The organism is Paucibacter sp. XJ19-41 (assembly GCF_028462495.1).
Taxonomy (GTDB): domain Bacteria; phylum Pseudomonadota; class Gammaproteobacteria; order Burkholderiales; family Burkholderiaceae_C; genus Roseateles_E.
Genome location: NZ_JAQOWX010000075.1, coordinates 1 through 18126, shown reverse-complemented (window position 1 = coordinate 18126; position 18126 = coordinate 1). Strand labels below are relative to the sequence as shown.

General features: G+C 68.8%; 20 protein-coding genes and 1 riboswitch. Of the genes, 9 read left to right on the top strand and 11 right to left on the bottom strand.

Translation table 11 applies throughout. The annotated features are described in order from the left end of the window. Positions 1-157 precede the first annotated feature (157 nt). The 7 genes from PO768_RS18510 to PO768_RS18480 all read left to right on the top strand — a co-directional run bounded on the left by PO768_RS18510 (position 158) and on the right by PO768_RS18480 (position 6954). Entirely contained in the window at positions 158-694 is a 537-nt protein-coding gene (locus PO768_RS18510) for a hypothetical protein (RefSeq protein WP_262971454.1), read from the top strand. A gap of 33 nt (positions 695-727) precedes the next feature. Beyond that, on the top strand, positions 728-1225 hold the full coding sequence (locus tag PO768_RS18505; RefSeq protein WP_269838120.1) for a YciE/YciF ferroxidase family protein: 498 nt from the start codon (positions 728-730) through the stop codon (positions 1223-1225). Between the two features lie 268 nt (positions 1226-1493). Next, positions 1494-2444, top strand: a complete 951-nt coding sequence (locus PO768_RS18500) for a hypothetical protein (protein WP_272647229.1) — start codon at positions 1494-1496, stop codon at positions 2442-2444. A 148-nt stretch (positions 2445-2592) separates the two neighbouring features. Next, positions 2593-2748: a hypothetical protein gene (locus PO768_RS18495; RefSeq protein ID WP_272647228.1), complete on the top strand. Its 156-nt coding sequence runs from the start codon at positions 2593-2595 to the stop codon at positions 2746-2748. A 65-nt stretch (positions 2749-2813) separates the two neighbouring features. After that, entirely contained in the window at positions 2814-3122 is a 309-nt protein-coding gene (locus PO768_RS18490; RefSeq protein WP_272647227.1) for a hypothetical protein, read from the top strand. Between the two features lie 34 nt (positions 3123-3156). Beyond that, positions 3157-5559, top strand: coding sequence for a catalase (locus tag PO768_RS18485; RefSeq protein WP_272647226.1), 2403 nt, complete (start codon positions 3157-3159; stop codon positions 5557-5559). A gap of 39 nt (positions 5560-5598) precedes the next feature. Next, the gene (locus tag PO768_RS18480) at positions 5599-6954 is read left to right on the top strand and encodes a PQQ-dependent sugar dehydrogenase (RefSeq protein WP_442953250.1); all 1356 of its coding nucleotides are present in this window, start codon (positions 5599-5601) and stop codon (positions 6952-6954) included. A 103-nt stretch (positions 6955-7057) separates the two neighbouring features. Here PO768_RS18480 and PO768_RS18475 read toward each other — a convergent pair whose 3' ends face one another. The 5 genes from PO768_RS18475 to soxR form a co-directional block, all read right to left on the bottom strand. Further along, positions 7058-8068, bottom strand: coding sequence for a sulfate ABC transporter substrate-binding protein (locus PO768_RS18475; protein ID WP_272647225.1), 1011 nt, complete (start codon positions 8066-8068; stop codon positions 7058-7060). Positions 8069-8173: 105 nt separating this feature from the next. After that, positions 8174-9118, bottom strand: a complete 945-nt coding sequence (locus PO768_RS18470) for a CysB family HTH-type transcriptional regulator (RefSeq protein ID WP_262971446.1) — start codon at positions 9116-9118, stop codon at positions 8174-8176. Between the two features lie 93 nt (positions 9119-9211). Next, positions 9212-9805: an RBBP9/YdeN family alpha/beta hydrolase gene (locus PO768_RS18465; protein WP_272647224.1), complete on the bottom strand. Its 594-nt coding sequence runs from the start codon at positions 9803-9805 to the stop codon at positions 9212-9214. A 10-nt stretch (positions 9806-9815) separates the two neighbouring features. Further along, the gene (locus tag PO768_RS18460) at positions 9816-10034 is read right to left on the bottom strand and encodes a TOBE domain-containing protein (RefSeq protein ID WP_266004691.1); all 219 of its coding nucleotides are present in this window, start codon (positions 10032-10034) and stop codon (positions 9816-9818) included. A 115-nt stretch (positions 10035-10149) separates the two neighbouring features. After that, positions 10150-10620, bottom strand: coding sequence for a redox-sensitive transcriptional activator SoxR (gene soxR / locus PO768_RS18455; RefSeq protein ID WP_262971445.1), 471 nt, complete (start codon positions 10618-10620; stop codon positions 10150-10152). 132 nt (positions 10621-10752) lie between these two features. Here soxR and PO768_RS18450 point away from each other — a divergent pair, with 132 nt between their 5' ends. Further along, on the top strand, positions 10753-11103 hold the full coding sequence (locus PO768_RS18450; RefSeq protein ID WP_269838112.1) for an antibiotic biosynthesis monooxygenase: 351 nt from the start codon (positions 10753-10755) through the stop codon (positions 11101-11103). A 12-nt stretch (positions 11104-11115) separates the two neighbouring features. On the opposite strand, the gene PO768_RS18445 is transcribed toward PO768_RS18450, so the two are convergent. The 6 genes from PO768_RS18445 to thiC form a co-directional block, all read right to left on the bottom strand. Next, positions 11116-11841: a glutathione S-transferase gene (locus tag PO768_RS18445; protein WP_272647223.1), complete on the bottom strand. Its 726-nt coding sequence runs from the start codon at positions 11839-11841 to the stop codon at positions 11116-11118. Between the two features lie 35 nt (positions 11842-11876). Then, on the bottom strand, positions 11877-13520 hold the full coding sequence (locus PO768_RS18440) for a bifunctional hydroxymethylpyrimidine kinase/phosphomethylpyrimidine kinase (RefSeq protein WP_272647222.1): 1644 nt from the start codon (positions 13518-13520) through the stop codon (positions 11877-11879). Positions 13521-13525: 5 nt separating this feature from the next. Next, on the bottom strand, positions 13526-14317 hold the full coding sequence (locus tag PO768_RS18435) for a thiazole synthase (RefSeq protein ID WP_272647221.1): 792 nt from the start codon (positions 14315-14317) through the stop codon (positions 13526-13528). Between the two features lies 1 nt (position 14318). Next, entirely contained in the window at positions 14319-14522 is a 204-nt protein-coding gene (thiS, locus tag PO768_RS18430) for a sulfur carrier protein ThiS (RefSeq protein WP_262971440.1), read from the bottom strand. Beyond that, a complete protein-coding gene (locus tag PO768_RS18425; RefSeq protein ID WP_272647220.1) occupies positions 14519-15562 on the bottom strand; it encodes an FAD-dependent oxidoreductase in 1044 nt (347 codons plus the stop codon). The genes thiS and PO768_RS18425 overlap by 4 nt, the downstream gene beginning before the upstream one ends. Before the next feature lie 82 nt (positions 15563-15644). Then, complete coding sequence (gene thiC, locus PO768_RS18420) at positions 15645-17492, bottom strand: phosphomethylpyrimidine synthase ThiC (RefSeq protein WP_272647219.1); 1848 nt, start codon at positions 17490-17492, stop codon at positions 15645-15647. 87 nt (positions 17493-17579) lie between these two features. Then, a riboswitch (TPP riboswitch) is annotated at positions 17580-17715 on the bottom strand. A gap of 154 nt (positions 17716-17869) precedes the next feature. On the opposite strand from thiC, the gene PO768_RS18415 reads away from it, so the two are divergent. After that, on the top strand, positions 17870-18126 hold a 257-nt coding region (locus PO768_RS18415; RefSeq protein ID WP_272647218.1), incomplete at its 3' end, for a hypothetical protein.

Here is an 18126-nt window from a genome sequence, read left to right as displayed (position 1 = left end):
TACGTCCCCTGATGGCCTGCGCCTATTCGTGTCGCGCCATCGCGTCCCTAGCATCGTGGCTGTGCTGGGGAACCCCACGGCACCGAGTGATGCGGCTCGCCGCATCTCCACCCGCGCGCCGTTGAGTCGGCCGCTTCCACCCGCAACAGGAGTCCCTATGGACACGAACAGAGACAGCACGGACGGCAGATTGGTGACCGGTCTTTTCCCCGACCGCGCAAGTGCCGAGGCCGCTTATGGCACGGTCAATGATCGCGGCTACTCCCGTGATGACGTCAATCTGGTGATGTCGGACGAAACGCGCACGCGGCATTTCGTCGGCGACGGCGTGGAGACCGAGCTGGGCAACAAGGCGGCCGAGGGCGCCGGCATCGGCGGCGCCATCGGCGGCACGCTCGGCGCGATAGCCGCTGCGGTGGCGGCCGTCGGCACCACCCTGGCCTTGCCGGGTCTTGGCCTGGTGATCGCGGGACCGCTGGCCGCGGCCATCGCGGGTGCCGGCGCCGGTGCCGCAAGCGGTGGCCTGGTCGGTGCGTTGATCGGCTGGGCCATGCCGGAAGAGCGCGTCAAGGACTACGAGGACGGCATCCGCAAGGGCGGCATCCTGATGGGCCTGCGCACGCGCAATGAAGAGGATGCGGCTCACTTCGAGCAGAGCTGGAAGACCAACCAAGGCCAGCACGTCTACCGCTGAGCGCGGACGTCTTGGTGAAGCAAAGGAAATCCCATGATTTCGAACCTGTCTGAGCTCTACATCGACGAGCTCAAGGACCTGTGGTCGGCCAACGACCAGATGAGCCGTGCCTTGAAGAAGCTCGCCGCGAAGGCGACCCACCCCAAGCTGAAGGCAATGCTCGATAGCTCTCAGCAAGGCATCGCCGGGCACACCGATCTGCTGAAGGCCTTGATCGCCAATCAGGGCGAGAAGGTGTCCAAAGAGCATTGCCGGGGCATGCAAGGCCTGGTGGAGGAGGCCCTCAAGCACACGGTCGAGGACGGCCCGGAGCCGGGCCCCGTGCTGGACGCCGCGATCATTGCCCAGTACCAGCGCATGACGCACTACGGCATCACCGGCTTCGGCACCGTGGCAGCCTTCTCCAAGGCGCTGAAGCTCAAGGACGACAACAAGCAGCTGAGGGCTGCGGTGAAGGCCCTGTACCTGGCCGACGAGCTGATGACCGAGCTGGCTGAAGCGGCAGTGAACGAAGACGCCGCCGCCGAGTAGGGCTTCGCGTCAGCGGCGGGTGCCTCAGGGCGCTCGCCGTTGGCGCAGCGTCTTGGGTGCTGCCGCGCTCGGACTCATTGCCGCACCGGCCGAGCCTGCGATCACCACGCCGTCAACGCGTAGGACAAGCGGAGCATTCATTCGTCTGCCGACCCTGCGTGCGCAAGCGAACAGACGCCTGTTCGAGCGCTGCCTAAGGTGCAGTTTCTGCTTCGATATCCGGCCGCCAATCCGGCGCCGCAATCGCTGCGCAATGACAGGAACTTCGATGGACATCTCTTCAACAGCGGGCGCTGAGCGCATTGATCGTCGCCGCAGCCCGGCCGGCAGCCTTGCGGCGGACCTCGCGGAGCGCAGCGCCGTCTCGTGGGGCGCGGTGGCCGCAGGCGCTGCCGCGGCGGCCTCACTCTCGCTGATCCTGCTGATCCTCGGGGTTGGGCTCGGCCTGTCATCGGTGTCGCCCTGGGCGCGCGAAGGCGCGAACGCCGCGACGATAGGGTTGTCGACGATTCTTTGGCTGTCGCTGACCCAGGTGCTCGCTTCGGCGATGGGCGGCTATCTTGCGGGCCGGCTGCGCGCGAGATGGACCGAAGCGCCTGCCGACGAGGTGTACTTTCGCGACACGGCCCATGGCTTCCTGGCCTGGGCGGTGGCCTCGCTGGCCACCGCCGCGCTGCTGGGTTCGGTGATTGCTTCCATCCTCGGCGGTGGGGTGCAGGCGGGTGCCTCGATGGCGGCCACCGGCACGGCCAGCGCGGCCGTAGCCGGCTCCGCAGGCGGGGCGCAGGGACCTGCTCCCATGGGCTATTTCGTCGATGCCCTGTTCCGGCCCGTGGCGGCCAACGCTGAACAGGCCGCTTCAGCATCGGCCGTCAGCGCGCAAGCCCAAGCCTCCGACAAGGACAGGACCGAAGTCGGCCGCATCTTCATGAATGTCAGCCGCGCGCAGCCGCTGCCCGCCGAGGACATCCGCCATATCGGCCAGTTGGTGGCGCAGCGCACGGGGCTGTCGCAGCAGGACGCGGAAAAGCGGGTCAACGATGTCTACACCCGGGTTCAAGCAAAGCTGAACGACGCCGAGGTCGCCGTGCGTGAGGCTGCCGACAAGGCTCGCAAGGCCTCGGCCTACAGCGCGCTGTGGCTGTTCGTGTCGCTGCTCGTCGGCGCCTTCGTGGCGAGCTTGGCCGCGACCTTCGGTGGCCGGCTGCGCGACGCCTGAGTCCCTTCATCACACTCCCCGAGGTCGCCATCATGCGCTCACTGCTGCTTCTGTTTCTCGGCATCCCGATCCCGCTCATCATCCTGATCGCACTATTGCTTTGACGGCCTCGAGTGGAATCGACTGAAGACGCCGACACAGGCCGGCCATGGACCTCATCCCCATCCTCATCGCCAGCTCGCTCGTCTTGCCGGCCGTGGGCCTGGTGAGTTGGGCATGGCTGTGCATGGCCCAGGTCGAAACGGACTTGCGTGATTTCAACGCATTTGGCGGGCATTGGGTCCTGCATGGGCTCGCGAGATGAGTGAGCGGCGCGTTGCGCTCGTATCTCAGTCCCTTCAATCCACACCACCAGCACAAGGAAACGCGATGAGCAAAAGCAAGCAAACACCGGTCCTGCGCGATGCCCCTGGGCGAACCGCCAATCGCGAGCTGCCGAACTCGGCGCGCGGCGCAAAAGCACCCCGCTCAGCGACCGGTCTGGCGCTGCCCCATGAGCGCGATGAATCGCCCGACTCGGTGGCTGTCGAACCCGATCCGCTGATGGTGCAGGCCCAGCGCGATCTCGATGCCGGCCAGGTCGACACCGATATGCGCGCCACGCCCGGCCTGGACGCCGAGCGCCGCGCCCGCCTGGTACCCGGCCCGGGCGGCAAGCCTCGGCCTGCCCGGCACTGAGCGCCCCCGTCCTCCTTCACATTGAAAGTTCGCCATGAAAAAACAAGCACCGTTGCCCACGCCCGCTCGAACTTCGGGTGAACCCAAAGCCATCGTCGGGGGGCGCAGGAACCGTGGCGGCGCGCCATCGGCCGGTCCCGACCCTGTCCAGGTCCAGGCCAGCGCCACCCAGGCCCTCGTGGCATCGATGCCCTACAACGCCAACAAGGGGCTGGACTTCGGTCGCGACAGCGCTCGGGACCCGTCGGTCGGCTTGGTCGCTGAGCCCGCCTCGGATTCGGTCTCGGCCAGCACGCTGAGCGAGATCAATATCACGGCGAAGACCGGCGCGCCGGCCGCGCCCGGCAGCCGCGCGCTGGACGGCAGCCTCGCACAGGCCCGTGTCGACGGCTCCGCGCAGGTGCTGAGCACCAATCAGGGCGTGCCCATCGCCGACAACCAGAACAGCCTGAAGGCCGGGCTGCGCGGGCCGGCCCTGCTGGAAGACTTCATCCTGCGCGAGAAGCTCACCCATTTCGATCACGAGCGCATCCCGGAGCGCATCGTCCATGCGCGCGGCTCGGCCGCGCATGGTTTCTTCGAAGCCTATGAGGCGCTCGGCGATCTGACTTGCGCCGCGCCGTTTGCCGAAGCCGGCAAGGTGACGCCGGTGTTCGTGCGCTTCTCCACCGTGGCCGGTGAGCGTGGCTCGGCCGACACCGTGCGCGATGCGCGCGGCTTCGCCGTCAAGTTCTACACCGAGCAGGGCACCTGGGATCTGGTCGGCAACAACATCCCGGTCTTCTTCATCCAGGACGCGATGAAGTTCCCCGACCTGGTTCACGCCGTCAAGCCCGAGCCGCACCACGCGATGCCGCAGGCCGCCTCGGCGCACGACACCTTCTGGGACTTCGCCTCGCTATCGCCCGAGACCACGCATATGCTGATGTGGGTGATGTCCGACCGCGCGATCCCGCGCAGCTTCCGCATGATGCAGGGCTTCGGCGTGCACACCTTCCGGCTCGTCACCGCCGATGGCAGCTCGCAGTTCGTCAAGTTTCACTGGAAGCCTCTGCTGGGCACGCATTCGCTGGTCTGGGACGAGGCGGTGAAGATCGCCGGCGCCGATGCCGACTTCCATCGCCGCGATCTGTGGGAGGCGATCGAGTCGGGCGAGTACCCGGAGTGGGAGCTCGGCTTGCAGCTGTTCAGCGAGGAGCAGGCCGAGGCCTTCAGCTTCGATGTGCTGGACGCCACCAAGCTGATTCCCGAGGAGCTGGTGCCGGTGCGCCCGGTCGGGCGCCTGGTGCTGAACCGCAACCCCGACAACTTCTTTGCCGAAACCGAGCAGGTGGCCTTCTGCACCGCGCATGTCGTGCCGGGCATTGATTTCAGCAATGATCCGCTGCTGGCCGGCCGGCACCACTCCTATGTGGACACGCAGATCACCCGGCTCGGCGGGGCCAACTTTCATGAGCTGCCTATCAATGCCTCGCTCGCGCCGGTGTCGAACAACCAGCGCGACGGCATCCATCGCCAGACCGTGAACCGCGGGCGCGTCGCTTACGAGCCCAACTCGCTGGGCGGCGGCTGCCCCTTCCAGGCCGGTGCGCGTGGCTTTGTGTCCTTCCCGCAGCCGGTCGACGGCGAGAAGCTGCGCGGCAAGCCGGAGAAGTTCGCCGACCACTACACCCAGGCCACACTGTTCTACGACAGCCAGACCGAGGTGGAACAGGCTCACATCGTCGGCGGCTTCCGCTTCGAGCTCAGCAAGCTGACGGTGCCGGCGATCCGCGAACGCATGCTGGCTTCGCTGGTGAACGTGTCGCCGCAGCTGGCCGCGGCCATCGCCGATGGCCTCGGGATGGCGCTGCCGGCCGCCATGCCGCGGGCGCTGCAGACGCCCGAGCCACCCGAGTTCAGCGTCTCCGCCGCACTGTCGCTGACGGCCCTGCCCGGGGACGGTGGCATCCGCAGTCGCAAGGTGGCGGTGCTGGCCGCGCCCGGCGTTGAAGCCGCGTCCTTGCTCGCCGTGCGACGGGCCTTGCATGCCGCGGGCGCGGTCAGCGTGGTCATCGCGGCGCGGCTCGGTTTCGTCGAGACCGCCGATGGCGAGGCCCTGGAGGCCACGGCCAGCTTCGAGAACTCGCCGGCGGTGCTGTTTGACGCGGTGGTCCTGCCCGACGGCGAGGCCGGCGTGCGCGCGCTGCTGGCCCAGGCCCAGGCGGTCGATTTCATCGCGCAGCAGTTTCGCCATGGCAAGACCCTGCTGGCCCTCGGCGCATCGACGGCCTTGCTCGATGCGGCCCATGTCGAGGCCTTGCTCCCCTCCGGTGAGGCCGACCCCGGGGTGGTTCTCGCCGAGGCCGCGGAGGCTTCCGAGGCCCACGCGAGCTTTATCGCGGCCATCGGCAAGCACCGCCACCCGGTACGCGAGATCAATCCGGCCCGGCGCTGAGATCAGGCTCCGGCTGACAAGGCGCGAAGGATTTCAATCATGGACAGCTTGCTTCCAATCCGGCGCCGGCCCTTGCCTGCCAGCAGCGCGCCTGTGCTGATGGCGGCGGTGCTGGTCGCTCTCGCGCTCTCGGGCTGTGGCGAGAGTGCGACCTTGACGGTGCCGCAGGGCAGCGGGCCCCGTCCCGAGCTGCCGGCGCCCAGGCGCACGCTGCTGCCCACCGTGAACATCGCGCCGGCCACCGGCTGGCCGCAGGGCAGCCAGCCGCAGGCGGCCGCCGGCTTGCGGGTGGCGGCCTTTGCCAGCGGGCTGGATCACCCGCGCTGGCTGCTGGTGCTGCCCAATGGCGATGTGCTGGTTGCCGAAAGCAATGCGCCGCCCAAGCCGGAAGGCAGCAAGGGGCTCAAGGCCACGATCATGGGGCTGGTGATGAAGCGGGCCGGGGCCGGCACGCCCAGTGCCGACCGCATCAGCCTGCTGCGCGATGCCGATGGCGACGGCATTGCCGAAACCCGCACGGTGTTGCTGAGCGGCCTGTACTCGCCGTTCGGCATGGCCTTGATCGGCGAGCGCCTGTTCGTCGCCAATGCCGATGCGGTGCTGAGTTTTCCTTACCGCAGCGGCGACACCTCGATCACCACGCCCGGCACCAAGCTGCTCGATCTGCCGGGTGGCCCGATCAACCATCACTGGACGAAGAACCTGCTGGCCAGCGGCGACGGCAGCAGGCTGTATGTCAGCGTGGGCTCCAACAGCAATATCGCCGAGCGCGGCATGCAGGTGGAGGCGGGCCGCGCCGCGATCTGGGAGGTGCAGGTCGACAGCGGTGCGCACCGCATCTTCGCCTCCGGCCTGCGCAACCCGGTTGGCATGGCCTGGGACGCGGCCGGGCAGGTGCTGTGGACCGTGGTCAACGAGCGCGATGAACTGGGCAGCGATCTGGTGCCCGATTACCTGAGCTCGGTGCAGGACGGCGGCTTCTACGGCTGGCCTTACAGCTACTTCGGCCAGCACCTCGACACGCGGGTCGAGCCCCCGCAACCGGCGCTGGTCGCCAGCGCGCTGGTGCCCGACTATGCGCTGGGGCCGCACACCGCGCCGCTGGGCCTGGCGCGTTCCGCCGGCGGCACGCTGCCGGCCGCGTTCGCGGACGGCATGTTCATCGGCCAGCATGGCTCGTGGAACCGTCGGCCGCACAGCGGCTACAAGGTCATCTTCGTGCCGTTTCACAAGGGCAAGCCGGCGGGGGCGGCTCGCGATGTGCTGAGTGGCTTTCTCAGCGAGACCGGCGAAGCGATGGGCCGACCCGTCGGTGTGGCCATCGATGCGCGCGGCGCGCTGCTGGTGGCCGACGATGTGGGCAATGTGATCTGGCGCGTCAGCGCGATGCCCTGAGCGGCGCGGCCAAAAAAGACCCCGGCACGCCATGACGCGCCGGGGTTGAGGTCGATAAGACTCAGCCTATCGAGGAGACAAACAATGCAAGGGCCAGGTCTTGTCAGCGACTGCCCGGCGTGTAGATCTGGTCGAACACGCCGCCGTCGGCGAAGTGGGTCTTCTGGGCTGTGCGCCAACCGCCAAAGACCTCGTCGACGGTGATCAGCTTGACCTGGGCGAACTGGTCGCTGAACTTGGCGGCGATCTTGGGGTCGCGCGGGCGGTAGTAGTGCTTGCCGGCGATCTCCTGACCCTCGGGGCTGTACAGATATTCCAGATAGGCCTGGGCCTGCTTGCGGGTGCCGCGCTTGTCGACCACCTTGTCGACCACCGCGACCGGCGGCTCGGCCAGAATCGACAGGCTGGGCGTGACGATCTGGAACTTGTCCGGGCCGAGTTCCTTGACCGCGAGGAAGGCCTCGTTCTCCCACGAGATCAGCACATCGCCGATGCCTCGCTCGGTGAAGCTGGTCAGCGAGCCGCGGGCGCCGGAGTCCAGCACCTTGGTGTTGGTGTAGATGCGCTTGACCAGGTCCTTGGCCTTGTCGGCATTGCCGCCCGGCTGGGCCAGCGCATAGCCCCAGGCGGCCAGATAGTTCCAGCGGGCGCCGCCCGAGGTCTGGGGATTCGGGGTCACGACCTCGACGCCGGGGCGGGCCAGATCGTTCCAGTCCTTGATCGCCTTCGGATTGCCCTTGCGCACCAGGAACACGATGGTCGAGGTGTAGGGGCTGGCGTTCTGCGGCAGGCGCTTTTGCCAATCGACCGGGATCAGCTTGGCGTTGTCGTGCAGCGCATCGACGTCATAGGCCAGGGCCAGGGTCACGACATCGGCCTCCAGGCCGTCAATCACCGAGCGGGCCTGCTTGCCCGAGCCGCCGTGCGATTGCTTGACCGTCAGGGTCTCGCCGCTCTTGGCCTTCCACTGCTTGATGAAGGCGGCATTGAAGTCCTGGTAGAGCTCGCGGGTCGGGTCGTAGGAGACGTTGAGCAAGGTGGTTTGGGCCTGGGCCGCGGTGCCCAGCAGGGCACTGAGGGTCAGCAGGGACAGGGTGCGTCGGATGGCGTTCACGGGAGGGACCTTCTTGATTTGAGGTGTGGCGGGGAGACTTGACTGGAGGGAGCGCCTGCGCGCTTGTGAACGAAGAAGAGTTGCTTTGCTTTGCAAGTCCGACGCTCAGGCCGCGAGCAGGCCCTGGCGCGCGTCTTCGACGGCAGCCCGCGTCAGCGGCGCGGCGAAGGTCGAGATGAAGGCATAGACGTAGTCGCGCAGATAGGCATCGCGGCGCACCGCCAGCCGTGTCATGTTGTCGGCGAACAGATGGCGGCCGTCGATGGCGGCGAGATGGCGGTCGCGCTCCTCGTCGTAGGCGATCGCGGCGACGATGCCCACGCCCAGGCCCAGGTCCACATAGGTCTTGATCACATCGGCATCCATCGCCACCAGCACCACATCGATGTCCAGGCCGGCGGCGCGGAAGGCGTCGTCGATGTGCGAGCGGCCGGTGTAGCCGGTCTCGTAGGTGATGATGGGGAACTGGGCCAGGCGCTCCAGCGTCAAGACCTGGCCCTCCGAGGCCTCGCGGGCCAGCGGGTGGTCGGGCGGCGTCACGATGGTGTGGGTCCAGCGGTAGCAGGGCAGGGCGACCAGCTCGTCGAACTGGGCCAGCGCCTCGGTGGCGATGCCGACATCGGCCTCGCCGTCCAGCAGCAGCTTGGCCACCTGCTGCGGCGAGCCCTGCTGCATATGCAGCATCACATCGGGGTGAGCGGCGCGGAAGTCGCGCACCACCGGCGGCAGCGCATAGCGGGCCTGGCTGTGGGTGGCGGCGATGCGCAGCGCGCCGCTGCCGGCGCGGGCGAAATCGTCACCGGCACGCCGCAGATTCTCGGCCTCGTGCAGCAGGCGCTCGACGATGGGCATGACCTGGCGGCCCGGCTCGGTCAGACCGGTCAGGCGCTTGCCGGCGCGCACGAAAAGCTCGATGCCCAGCTCATCCTCCAGCTCGCGGATCTGGCGGCTGACGCCGGGTTGCGAGGTGTGCAGGGCTTGCGCCACCTCGGTCAGGTTGAAGCTGCGGCGCTGGGCCTCGCGGACGGATCGGAGTTGTTGGAAATTCACGGCAGCAGGCTCTCGTTATTTGTTTTTCATTATTGAGAGTCCCCCGCTGCTTGTCCTCCAACTTATTCCGATAAGGATATGAAGGTTCGGGGCTCACACCGCGAACGACCACTCGTCGAACGCCGCATGTGCGGGCCGCTGTTCGCGCGCGGCGCGGGCGCGTGCCGCCTCGACCCAGCGCCGGGCCAGCGGGAAGGGGCCGAAGCCGGACTCGGTGTTGATATGGCCGACCGGGCCCAGATTGCTGAAGCTCGCGCCCCAGCGCTCGGCCCAGCGCTGGGCGCTGGCCGCGCTCATCCAGGGGTCGTTCTGGCTGGCAATCAGGGTCAGGGGGCGGCCCAGCCGGCGCTGCGGCAGCGACTCGGCCAGGCCGAACTTGTCCGGCTCGGCCGGGGCCACCAGCAGGGCCTGGCGGATCGGCGAGTCGGGGTGATCAGCCAGGTGCCGGGCCAGCGCCAGCGTGCCGAAGCTGTGGGCCACCGCGATCCATTCGCCAGGGCCGGCGCTATCCAGGCAGGCGCCGATGCGCTCGGCCCAGCGTTGCAGATCGGGGCGGCTGAAGTCGCGCTGCACGACGCGGCGCGCATCGCGGTACTGTTGCTGCAGCCACGTCTGCCAGTGCGCCGGCCCGCTGTCATGCAGGCCCGGAATGATCAGCAGGCGCGGTGGACGGTAGGGCGCGACCATGGCGGGCGACTCACAGCGTCGCGATCGAGACCTCGGTCGACTTGACCAGGGCCACCACTTCCTTGCCCGGCACCAGGCCCAGCTCCTTGACCGAGCGAGTCGTGATGACCGAGGTGACGATCAAGCCCGAGGGCGTCAGCACATCGACCTCCGAGACCACCGGCCCCTCGATGACTTCCTTGATCGTGCCGCGAAACTGATTGCGGACATTGATGGCGCTGATGCTCATGGCGGATCCTTGACGATGATGACGCGCCAGCTTAGGACGCCGCCCTTGTGCCGCCAACGAAGGCTGGCGCAGCAGGACATACGGGAAACAGATATGCGCGCCCTGCGCGGCCGTCTCAACGCCGCTTGACCAGCAGCCGCTGCGGCCCCGGCCCTTCGTCGCCGAGCCGGTCGTACGGATTGCGCAGTCGGCAGCGGTCGATCGACAGGCAGCCGCAGCCTATGCAGTCGTCCAGCGTGTCGCGCAGCTTCTTGAGCTGGGCGATGCGCTCGTCCAGCTCACCGCGCCAGTCGGCCGACAGCCGGGTCCAGTCGGCGCGGCTGGGCGCCGCCTTGGGCGGCAGCGCGGCCAGCGCGGTGGCGATCTCGGCCAGGCCGATGCCGACCCGCTGGGCCACGCGGATGAAGGCGACGCGGCGCAGCACCTCGCGCGCATAGCGGCGCTGATTGCCCTCGCTGCGGCTGCTGCTGATCAGGCCCTTGGTCTCGTAGAAATGCAGCGTCGAGACCGCCACGCCGCTGCGCCGCGCCACTTCGCCGACCGACAGCGTCGGCGCGATACCGGCAGCCTCCAAGCCTGTTGTCATTGCTTGCCCTTTCATTATTCGTGGATTTTGCTTGACCTTAACATTGCTTGAGGTCTGAGACTTCGCGCTGTTCCTGTTCAGTGCCGCGCGATGTCCGCGCGGGCTGGTGCCGGATCACTACCGAGGTCTGCCATGTCCCACGCCATCCCGTCCGCCGACTCGCGCTATCGCATCGACAAGTTCATCGTGCCCTCGTCTGCGCTGAGCAGCTTCCTGAAGCAGATCGAGCGTATCGATGCCGAGCTGAGCACCTTGCCCGGCTGCGAACAGCATCTGGTGCTGATCCAGGAGCCTGACAGCGCCGGCGATGCCTTGCATGTGCTGACCCTGGTCGAATGGGCCAGCGCCGCGCATATGAGCGCCGCCAAGACCCATATGCGGCAGCGCTACCGGCACGAGGGCTTCGAGCCGGCGGCCTTCATGCAGGAACTTGGGGTCAGGGCTGAACTGGGCGACTACCGACGCGCCGAGGGCGCCGGATGACGGGCCACCGGCCTAGCAGGCGTCGAGCTCCGGATAGCAGCGGAAGATGCCCTGCTCGCTGAACGGGATGCGGCGCTCGCTGCGCAGATAGGCCGCGACCTTGGGCAGGGCGGCGACGCGATCATGCAGGGCGACGACACCGGGTGTGGCGGCCAGCACACGGGCCGTGGCCTTGGGGTAGGCGTAGCGCAGGCCTTCGATCAGCTGGAACAGCGACAGGTCCGCATAGCTCAGCTTGCCGCCGACCAGATGGCGGGTGCCGGCCGGATTGCGCTGCACGATGGCCTCGAACCAGGACAGGAACTTTGGCAGGCGGTTGCTGCAGAAGGCCTGGGCGCGGCGCAGCGCCTCGGGCTTCTGGTCCTCGTAATACAGGTCGGGGCCCAGCGGATGGTGGGTGTCGTGCGCCTCGGTCACGATATCGGCGATGGTCAGCTGGATCTGCTGAGTCCACGCGCGCAGCTGCTCGCTGCGCGGCAGGAGCTTCAGCTCGGCGCCGAGGTAGTGCAGGATGGCCGAGGTCTGGCCGATCACGAAGTGGCCGTCCTTCAGAAAGGGCGGCGCAAAAGGCGGGTGCGGCTGGCGGCCGTCCTGCAGATGCTGCAGCATCGCCGGCAAACCCTGGCCGGCCGGCCCACGGGCCACATCGAGATAGGGCGCGCCGGCCGCCTCCAGCGCCAGCCGCACGAATTCGCCGCGACCTTGGATGGTCGGCCAGTAGTGGAGTTCATATGCCATGCCGGGGACTGTAGCCTGCGCAGCGGCCCCGGCCGTTACTCGGCCCACTGCCCCCGCATCCAGGCTTCTCCATAGGGCGCCCAGACCGCAGGCCCCTGATCCAGCGCTCTGACCAGGCAGACCCCGGCCACACCGGTGCGCGCCACGCGCTCGGCCTGCGCGGGCGAGACGATGCCGCCGATGCCCAGCACCGGTGTGCCGGCCATCCGGGCCCACCAGCGCAGATGGCTCAGACCTTGCGGCAGCCAGGGCATGTCCTTGGTCGTGGTGGGCCAGACCGGGCCGCAGGCGATATAGCTGGGCGCCAGGCCGCGCGCGCGCGCCAGCTCCCACAGGCTGTGGCTGGAGATGCCCAGCTTCAGGCCGCAGACCTCGCGCTCGCGCAGCAGCAGGCTGCGCTCCTCATCGCTCAGTGCCGCCCAGTCCTGCTGCCCCAGATGCAAGGCCGTCGCCCCTTCCTCCAGGGCCAGCCGCCAGTGATCGTTGATCCAGAGCTGGCTGCCATGCCCCAGGCCTTGCAAGGCCCTGCGTACCGCTGTGCGCAGATCCTCGCCAGGCTCGGTCTTGATCCGCAACTGAATCTGCGGGAACAGCCCCGCAGCGGCGAGCTCGGCCACGCGAGCGGCGTCGTCGGTGATCGCGTAGAGCCCGCAGCGATGGTCTGCGGTGAGCTCGCCGCGCAAGACCCGGCCCCAGCGGGTCAAGGTGGCCGTGTCCAGCGCCTCGTCGCCGAAGCTCATCACCGGCATCGCCTGCGGCTCGGCGACGAAGGCCGGCGCCGGCCGCAGCGGACCGGCGCCGGTGCCGGCGGCATGGCCGTCGCGCAGCGCGGTCCAGCTCAGCATCTTGGCCAGCACCGCGGCGTCGGGCAGCGGGAAGCCGCGTGCCAGCGCGGCGGCGGCGGCCGTGGCGAAGCTGCAGCCGCTGCCATGGTGGTGGCGCGTCGCCACACGGGGCAGGGCCAGCCAGCCGCGCGTGCCGCCGAGCTCGGGCTGCCAGGGGCTGAGCGGGCCGTCCCACCAGTCCAGCGCCAGCTCGGTCGCGTCGTCCCCGCCGGTGATACAGACGGCCAGTGCCCCCAGCTGCCGCAGCGCGGCGGCCATGGCCGGCACGCCATCCGCCAGCCCGGTCAGGCGAGCGGCCTCGCGGCGGTTTGGCGTGATCAGGCTCGCGCGGGGCAGCAGCCATTCCCGGTAGGCGGTGATCAGCGCCTCGTCGGCGAAACTGGCGCCGCCGGCGCTGGCGCCCAGCACCGGGTCGACCACCAGGCCGACAAAGCCGTGCTCACGCCGCAGCGCGTCTATCGTCTCGGCCACCGCCCTTACCGCCGCGACGCTGGCCAGCAGGCCGGTCTTGATGACGCGCGGCGGCATGTCGGTGGCCAGCGCCTCCAGCTGGGCCTGCAATTGCTCAGCGGGCAGTGGGAACACGGCCCTTACGCCGAGCGAGTTCTGCGCGGTGACGGCCGCCACCACCGGGCACAGATGCACACCCATCGCCGCCGCTGCGCGCGTGTCGGCCGACAAGCCGGCGCCGCCGCCGCTGTCGGTGCCGGCCACGCTCCAGATCACCGGCGGGGTCGGGTCTTGCGTCCAGGGCGGCATGTGGTCGCTGTCGGGGTTGATGGCCTGGATCCAGGGCGAGGGCAGGCTGGGGTGGGGATAGATAGGCATGTCCATGGCGCTCAGCCCAGCAGGAAGGCATGGCCGCTGACCGGCGTGCTGGCTACCGCGAAATCCTGCGGCGCCATCAGCCCGGCGAGACGGGCCTGGCGGCCAGCGCGCACCGCGTCGCGGAAGGCCTCGGCCATCGCCACCGGGTCGCGCGCCTGGGCCACCGCGCTGTTCAGCAACACGGCGTCGAAGCCCAGCTCCAGCGCCTGCGCGGCCTGCGAGGGCGCGCCGAGGCCGGCGTCGATGATCAGCAGCGCCTCGGGCAGGCGCTCGCGCAGCGTGCGCAGGCCCTGCAGATTCATCAGCCCCTGGCCCGAACCGATAGGCGCGCCCCAGGGCATCAGCACGGCGCAGCCGGCGTCCAGCAGGCGCCGGCCCAGGATCAGGTCCTCGGTGCAGTAGGGGAAGACGGTGAAGCCCGCGCGCACCAGCTCGGTGGCGGCGGCGAGCAGCTCGAAGGGGTCGGGCTGCAGGCTCAGCTCGTCACCGACCACCTCCAGCTTGATCCAGTGCGTGCCGTAGAGCTCGCGCGCCATCTGCGCCAGCTGCACCGCCTCGCGGGCCGTGCGGCAGCCGGCGGTGTTCGGCAGCAGCCGTGCGCCCTGGGCCCGGGCGCTCGCCAAGGCCTGCGCGAGCGCGCCGTTGTCGCCCGCCTGCAGCGTGCGCTTCAGGCCCACGGTCAGCAGCATGCTGCCACTGGCGCGGATCGCGTGCTGCAGGATCTGCGGGCTGGGGTAGCCGGCGGTGCCGAGGAAGAGCCGGCTGTGCAGTTCGACGCCATCGATGGTCAGGACATCATCCATATCAGCCTCCGACAATGGGTTTGAAGAGCAGGATACGGTCGCCGTCTATCAAGACGGTGCCAGGTCTTGCCTCGCGGGCAACGAACTCGCCATTGCGGGCGGTGGCCACGCTCTCGGGCGCGCGCTGCTGCCGGACCAGCAGCTCGGCCAGCGTGCTGCCGGGCGGCAGCTGCAGCGCTTGTTCGTCCAGATGGATGGTGATCATGGGATGGTTTCCAGGGAAGCGAGGCCGCTTTCGCCCAGCAGGCGCTGCACCAGGGCCGGGGCCAGCAGCCAGCCGTGGCGGTACAGGCCGTTCAGTCGCAGCAGGCCGGGCTCGTGATGACTGTGCGGCAGGTTGTCGGGCAGGGCGGGGCGCAGGTTGCGGTCCAGCCGGCTGATGCGGGCCTCGGCCAGCGCCGGCAGCACGCTGTGCGCCGCCGCCATCAGCTCCACCGCGCTGCGCAGGCTGACCGGGCTGCGGTCCTCGCTCTCGATCTCGCTGGCGCCGACGATCAGCTCGTGCTCGCTGCGTGGCACCAGATAGACGCGGTGGCGCGGGTGCAGCAGGCGCAGCGGCCTGAGGAGGCCGTGGCCCGGCAGCGCCAGCACCACCACCTCGCCGCGCACGCCGCGCAGGCTCGGCAGCTCGGGCCGGCCACCCAGGCCGCGCGTGTCTAGGGCCCAGTCGGCGTGGACACATCGGCCGCCGCTCAGTTGCAGGCGGCCAGGTTCGACCGCGCTTACGGCCTGCTGCCAATGCCAGGCCACGCCGACCGCCTCGGCATGCAGGGCCGCCATCGCCTCGACTGGGTGGATCAGGCCTTCGCCGGGCAGCAGCCAGGCGCACAGCCCCGGCGCGAGCGCCGGCTCCAGCGCGCGCTGCTGATCCGGGCTCAGGTCCTGCGCACCGGGCATGCGGGCCAGCGCCCGCGCCGCCGCGCCCCGGTCGCTGCGATGGGCCAGCAGCAGGCTGCCTTGCACCCCGAGGCGTACCTGTGCTTTGAGCCGGCCCACGATGCCGGGCCACAGAGCGAGGCTTTGCCAGCCGAGGGCGGCGATGTCCTCCCCGCCGCACTCCTGCTCGGCCAGCGGGCTCAGCATGCCGGCGGCGGTGAAGGCGGCCGCGCCCTGGCCGTCGAAGCTGGGTCCGGGGCCAAGCGCGGAGTCGAAAACCTCGACACTGTGCCCCGCCCGTGCCAGCGCCCAGGCGAACAGACGGCCGGCCAGGCCGGCGCCGGCGATGGCGATGGCGATGCGTGCCATCAGGTCTCCCGCCGGGCCGCCCCAAGGGAGGCCTGCGCCCCCTCGGGGGGCAGCGAGCAAAGCGAGCGTGGGGGCGTCATCGTCAGGACTGGGTCTTGATGGGGATGTAGAGCTCGCTGCCCTGAGCCTTGAACTCCGCGCTCTTGGCCTTCATTCCCTCGCTGTATTCCCGCACCTCCTGCGTGATCTTCATCGAGCAGAACTTCGGTCCGCACATTGAGCAGAAATGCGCGACCTTGGCACTGTCTTTGGGCAGGGTCTCGTCATGGAACTCGCGCGCGGTATCGGGGTCCAGGCCGAGGTTGAACTGGTCGGTCCAGCGGAACTCGAAGCGGGCCTTGGACAGCGCGTCGTCGCGCGCCCGGGCGCCCGGGTGGCCCTTGGCGATGTCGGCGGCGTGAGCCGCAATCTTGTAGGCCATCAGGCCGGCCTTCACATCGTCGCGGTCTGGCAGGCCCAGATGCTCCTTGGGCGTGACATAGCAGAGCATCGCGCAGCCGAACCAGCCGATCATCGCCGCGCCGATGCCGCTGGTGATGTGGTCATAGCCGGGCGCGATATCGGTGGTCAGTGGGCCTAGTGTGTAGAACGGCGCCTCGTCGCAGTGCTTCAGTTGCTCGGTCATGTTCGCCTGGATCAGGTGCATCGGCACATGGCCCGGGCCTTCGATCATGGTCTGCACATCGTGCTTCCAGGCGATCTGGGTGAGTTCGCCGAGGGTGCGCAGTTCGGCGAACTGGGCCTCGTCGTTGGCGTCCGACAGCGAGCCGGGCCGCAGGCCGTCGCCGAGCGAGAAGCTGACGTCGTAGGCCTTCATGATCTCGCAGATCTCCTCGAAATGCGTGTAGAGGAAATTCTCCTGATGGTGCGCGATGCACCACTTGGCCAGGATGGAGCCACCGCGCGAGACGATGCCGGTGCGGCGCTTGACCGTCATCGGGATGAAGGGCAGGCGCACGCCGGCATGGATGGTGAAGTAGTCGACGCCCTGCTCGGCCTGTTCGATCAAGGTGTCGCGGAACAGCGCCCAGGTCAGGTCTTCGGCCACGCCGCCGCCCTTCTCCAGCGCCTGGTAGATGGGCACCGTGCCGATGGGCACGGCGCTGTTGCGCACGATCCAGTCACGCGTCGTGTGGATGTTGCGGCCGGTCGAGAGGTCCATCACCGTGTCGGCGCCCCAGCGCGTGGCCCAGACCATTTTCTCGACCTCTTCCTCGATGGACGAGGTGACGGCCGAGTTGCCGATATTGGCGTTGACCTTGACCAGGAAGTTGCGGCCGATCGCCATTGGCTCCAGCTCGGTGTGGTTGATATTGGCCGGGATGATGGCGCGGCCACGGGCGATCTCGTCGCGCACGAACTCGGGCGTGATCAGCTCGGGAATGCTGGCACCGAAGGACTGGCCCTTCAGCCGGGCCTCGCGCTCGGCGTCCGCCTCGTACTCGCGCATCCATTCATGGCGCTGGTTCTCGCGGATCGCGACGAACTCCATCTCCGGCGTGACGATGCCGCGGCGCGCGTAGTGCAGCTGGGTAACGTTGTGACCAGCCTTGGCGCGGCGCGGCGTGCGCTGCAGGCCGGCGCTGATCTCGTGCAGCTTGAGCTGCTGGGCCTGGTCGCGCAGGCCGTCGTCGATCAGCTGGATGCGGCGGCCCTCGTAGGCCTCGGTGTCCTGTCTCGCCTCGAGCCAGGCAGCGCGTGGCGTGGGCAGGCCGCGCCGCACATCGATGGCGGCGGCCGGGTCGGTGTAGGGGCCGGAGGGGTCGTAGACGGTGACGGTTTCGCCGTTCGTCAGCGCGATCGCGCGCATCGGCACGCGCAGCTCGGGATGGCGCTCGCCGGCCAGATAGATCTTGGTCGACGCGGGCAGGGGTTCGCGGCTCAGCGCGATGCTCTGATCCAGCGCGGTCGGTTCGGTGATGCTGTTCATGACGGTCTCCAGGTGAACCCCGGAGACTGGTCTTGGAACGGCTGGGGACGGGCGCGCGAAGCGGGCAGGGCTCGCGCCCAAGGCATGGGGAGGCGAGCAGGCTCTTCTTACGCCGGTACAAACCGGATCAAGTTCAGCGGGACCATGGCTTCCACCACATCTCAGCCCGACGCTTCATTAAGACTTCTTAATCAAGCGCAGCAGGGCACCCCGGAGCAGGCGCGCAGTATAGGGTCAGGTGTGAACAGTTTGGCAAGAGTCGGTGCAAACCCGGAGCCTGTTCGGGGGGGCTTGCTGCCTACACTTCGGGCGCTTGACGCACAGGCGGCGATCCAGAAGACCTGCCGCAGTGTCCACACCAGACCAGGGAGGGATGGATGAAGATCAGCTTGCGGCATCACAGGGCCGGCGTGTTCGCCGGGCTCGCCATGGCATTGACACTGAGCGGCGGCCCAGGCCGGGCGCAGGATCTCGGCGATCTCGAGGCCAAGGCCAAGCTCAGCGCGGCCGAGCGGGCCAAGCGCGATGCCGACAAGGTCTACCAGTGGATACGCTTCCATGCCGACAAGGCGCCGGCCAAGCCCAGGGCGGCGCCGGTGGCCGAGGCCGCGGCGCCTGTCCGGCCGGCAGCGGC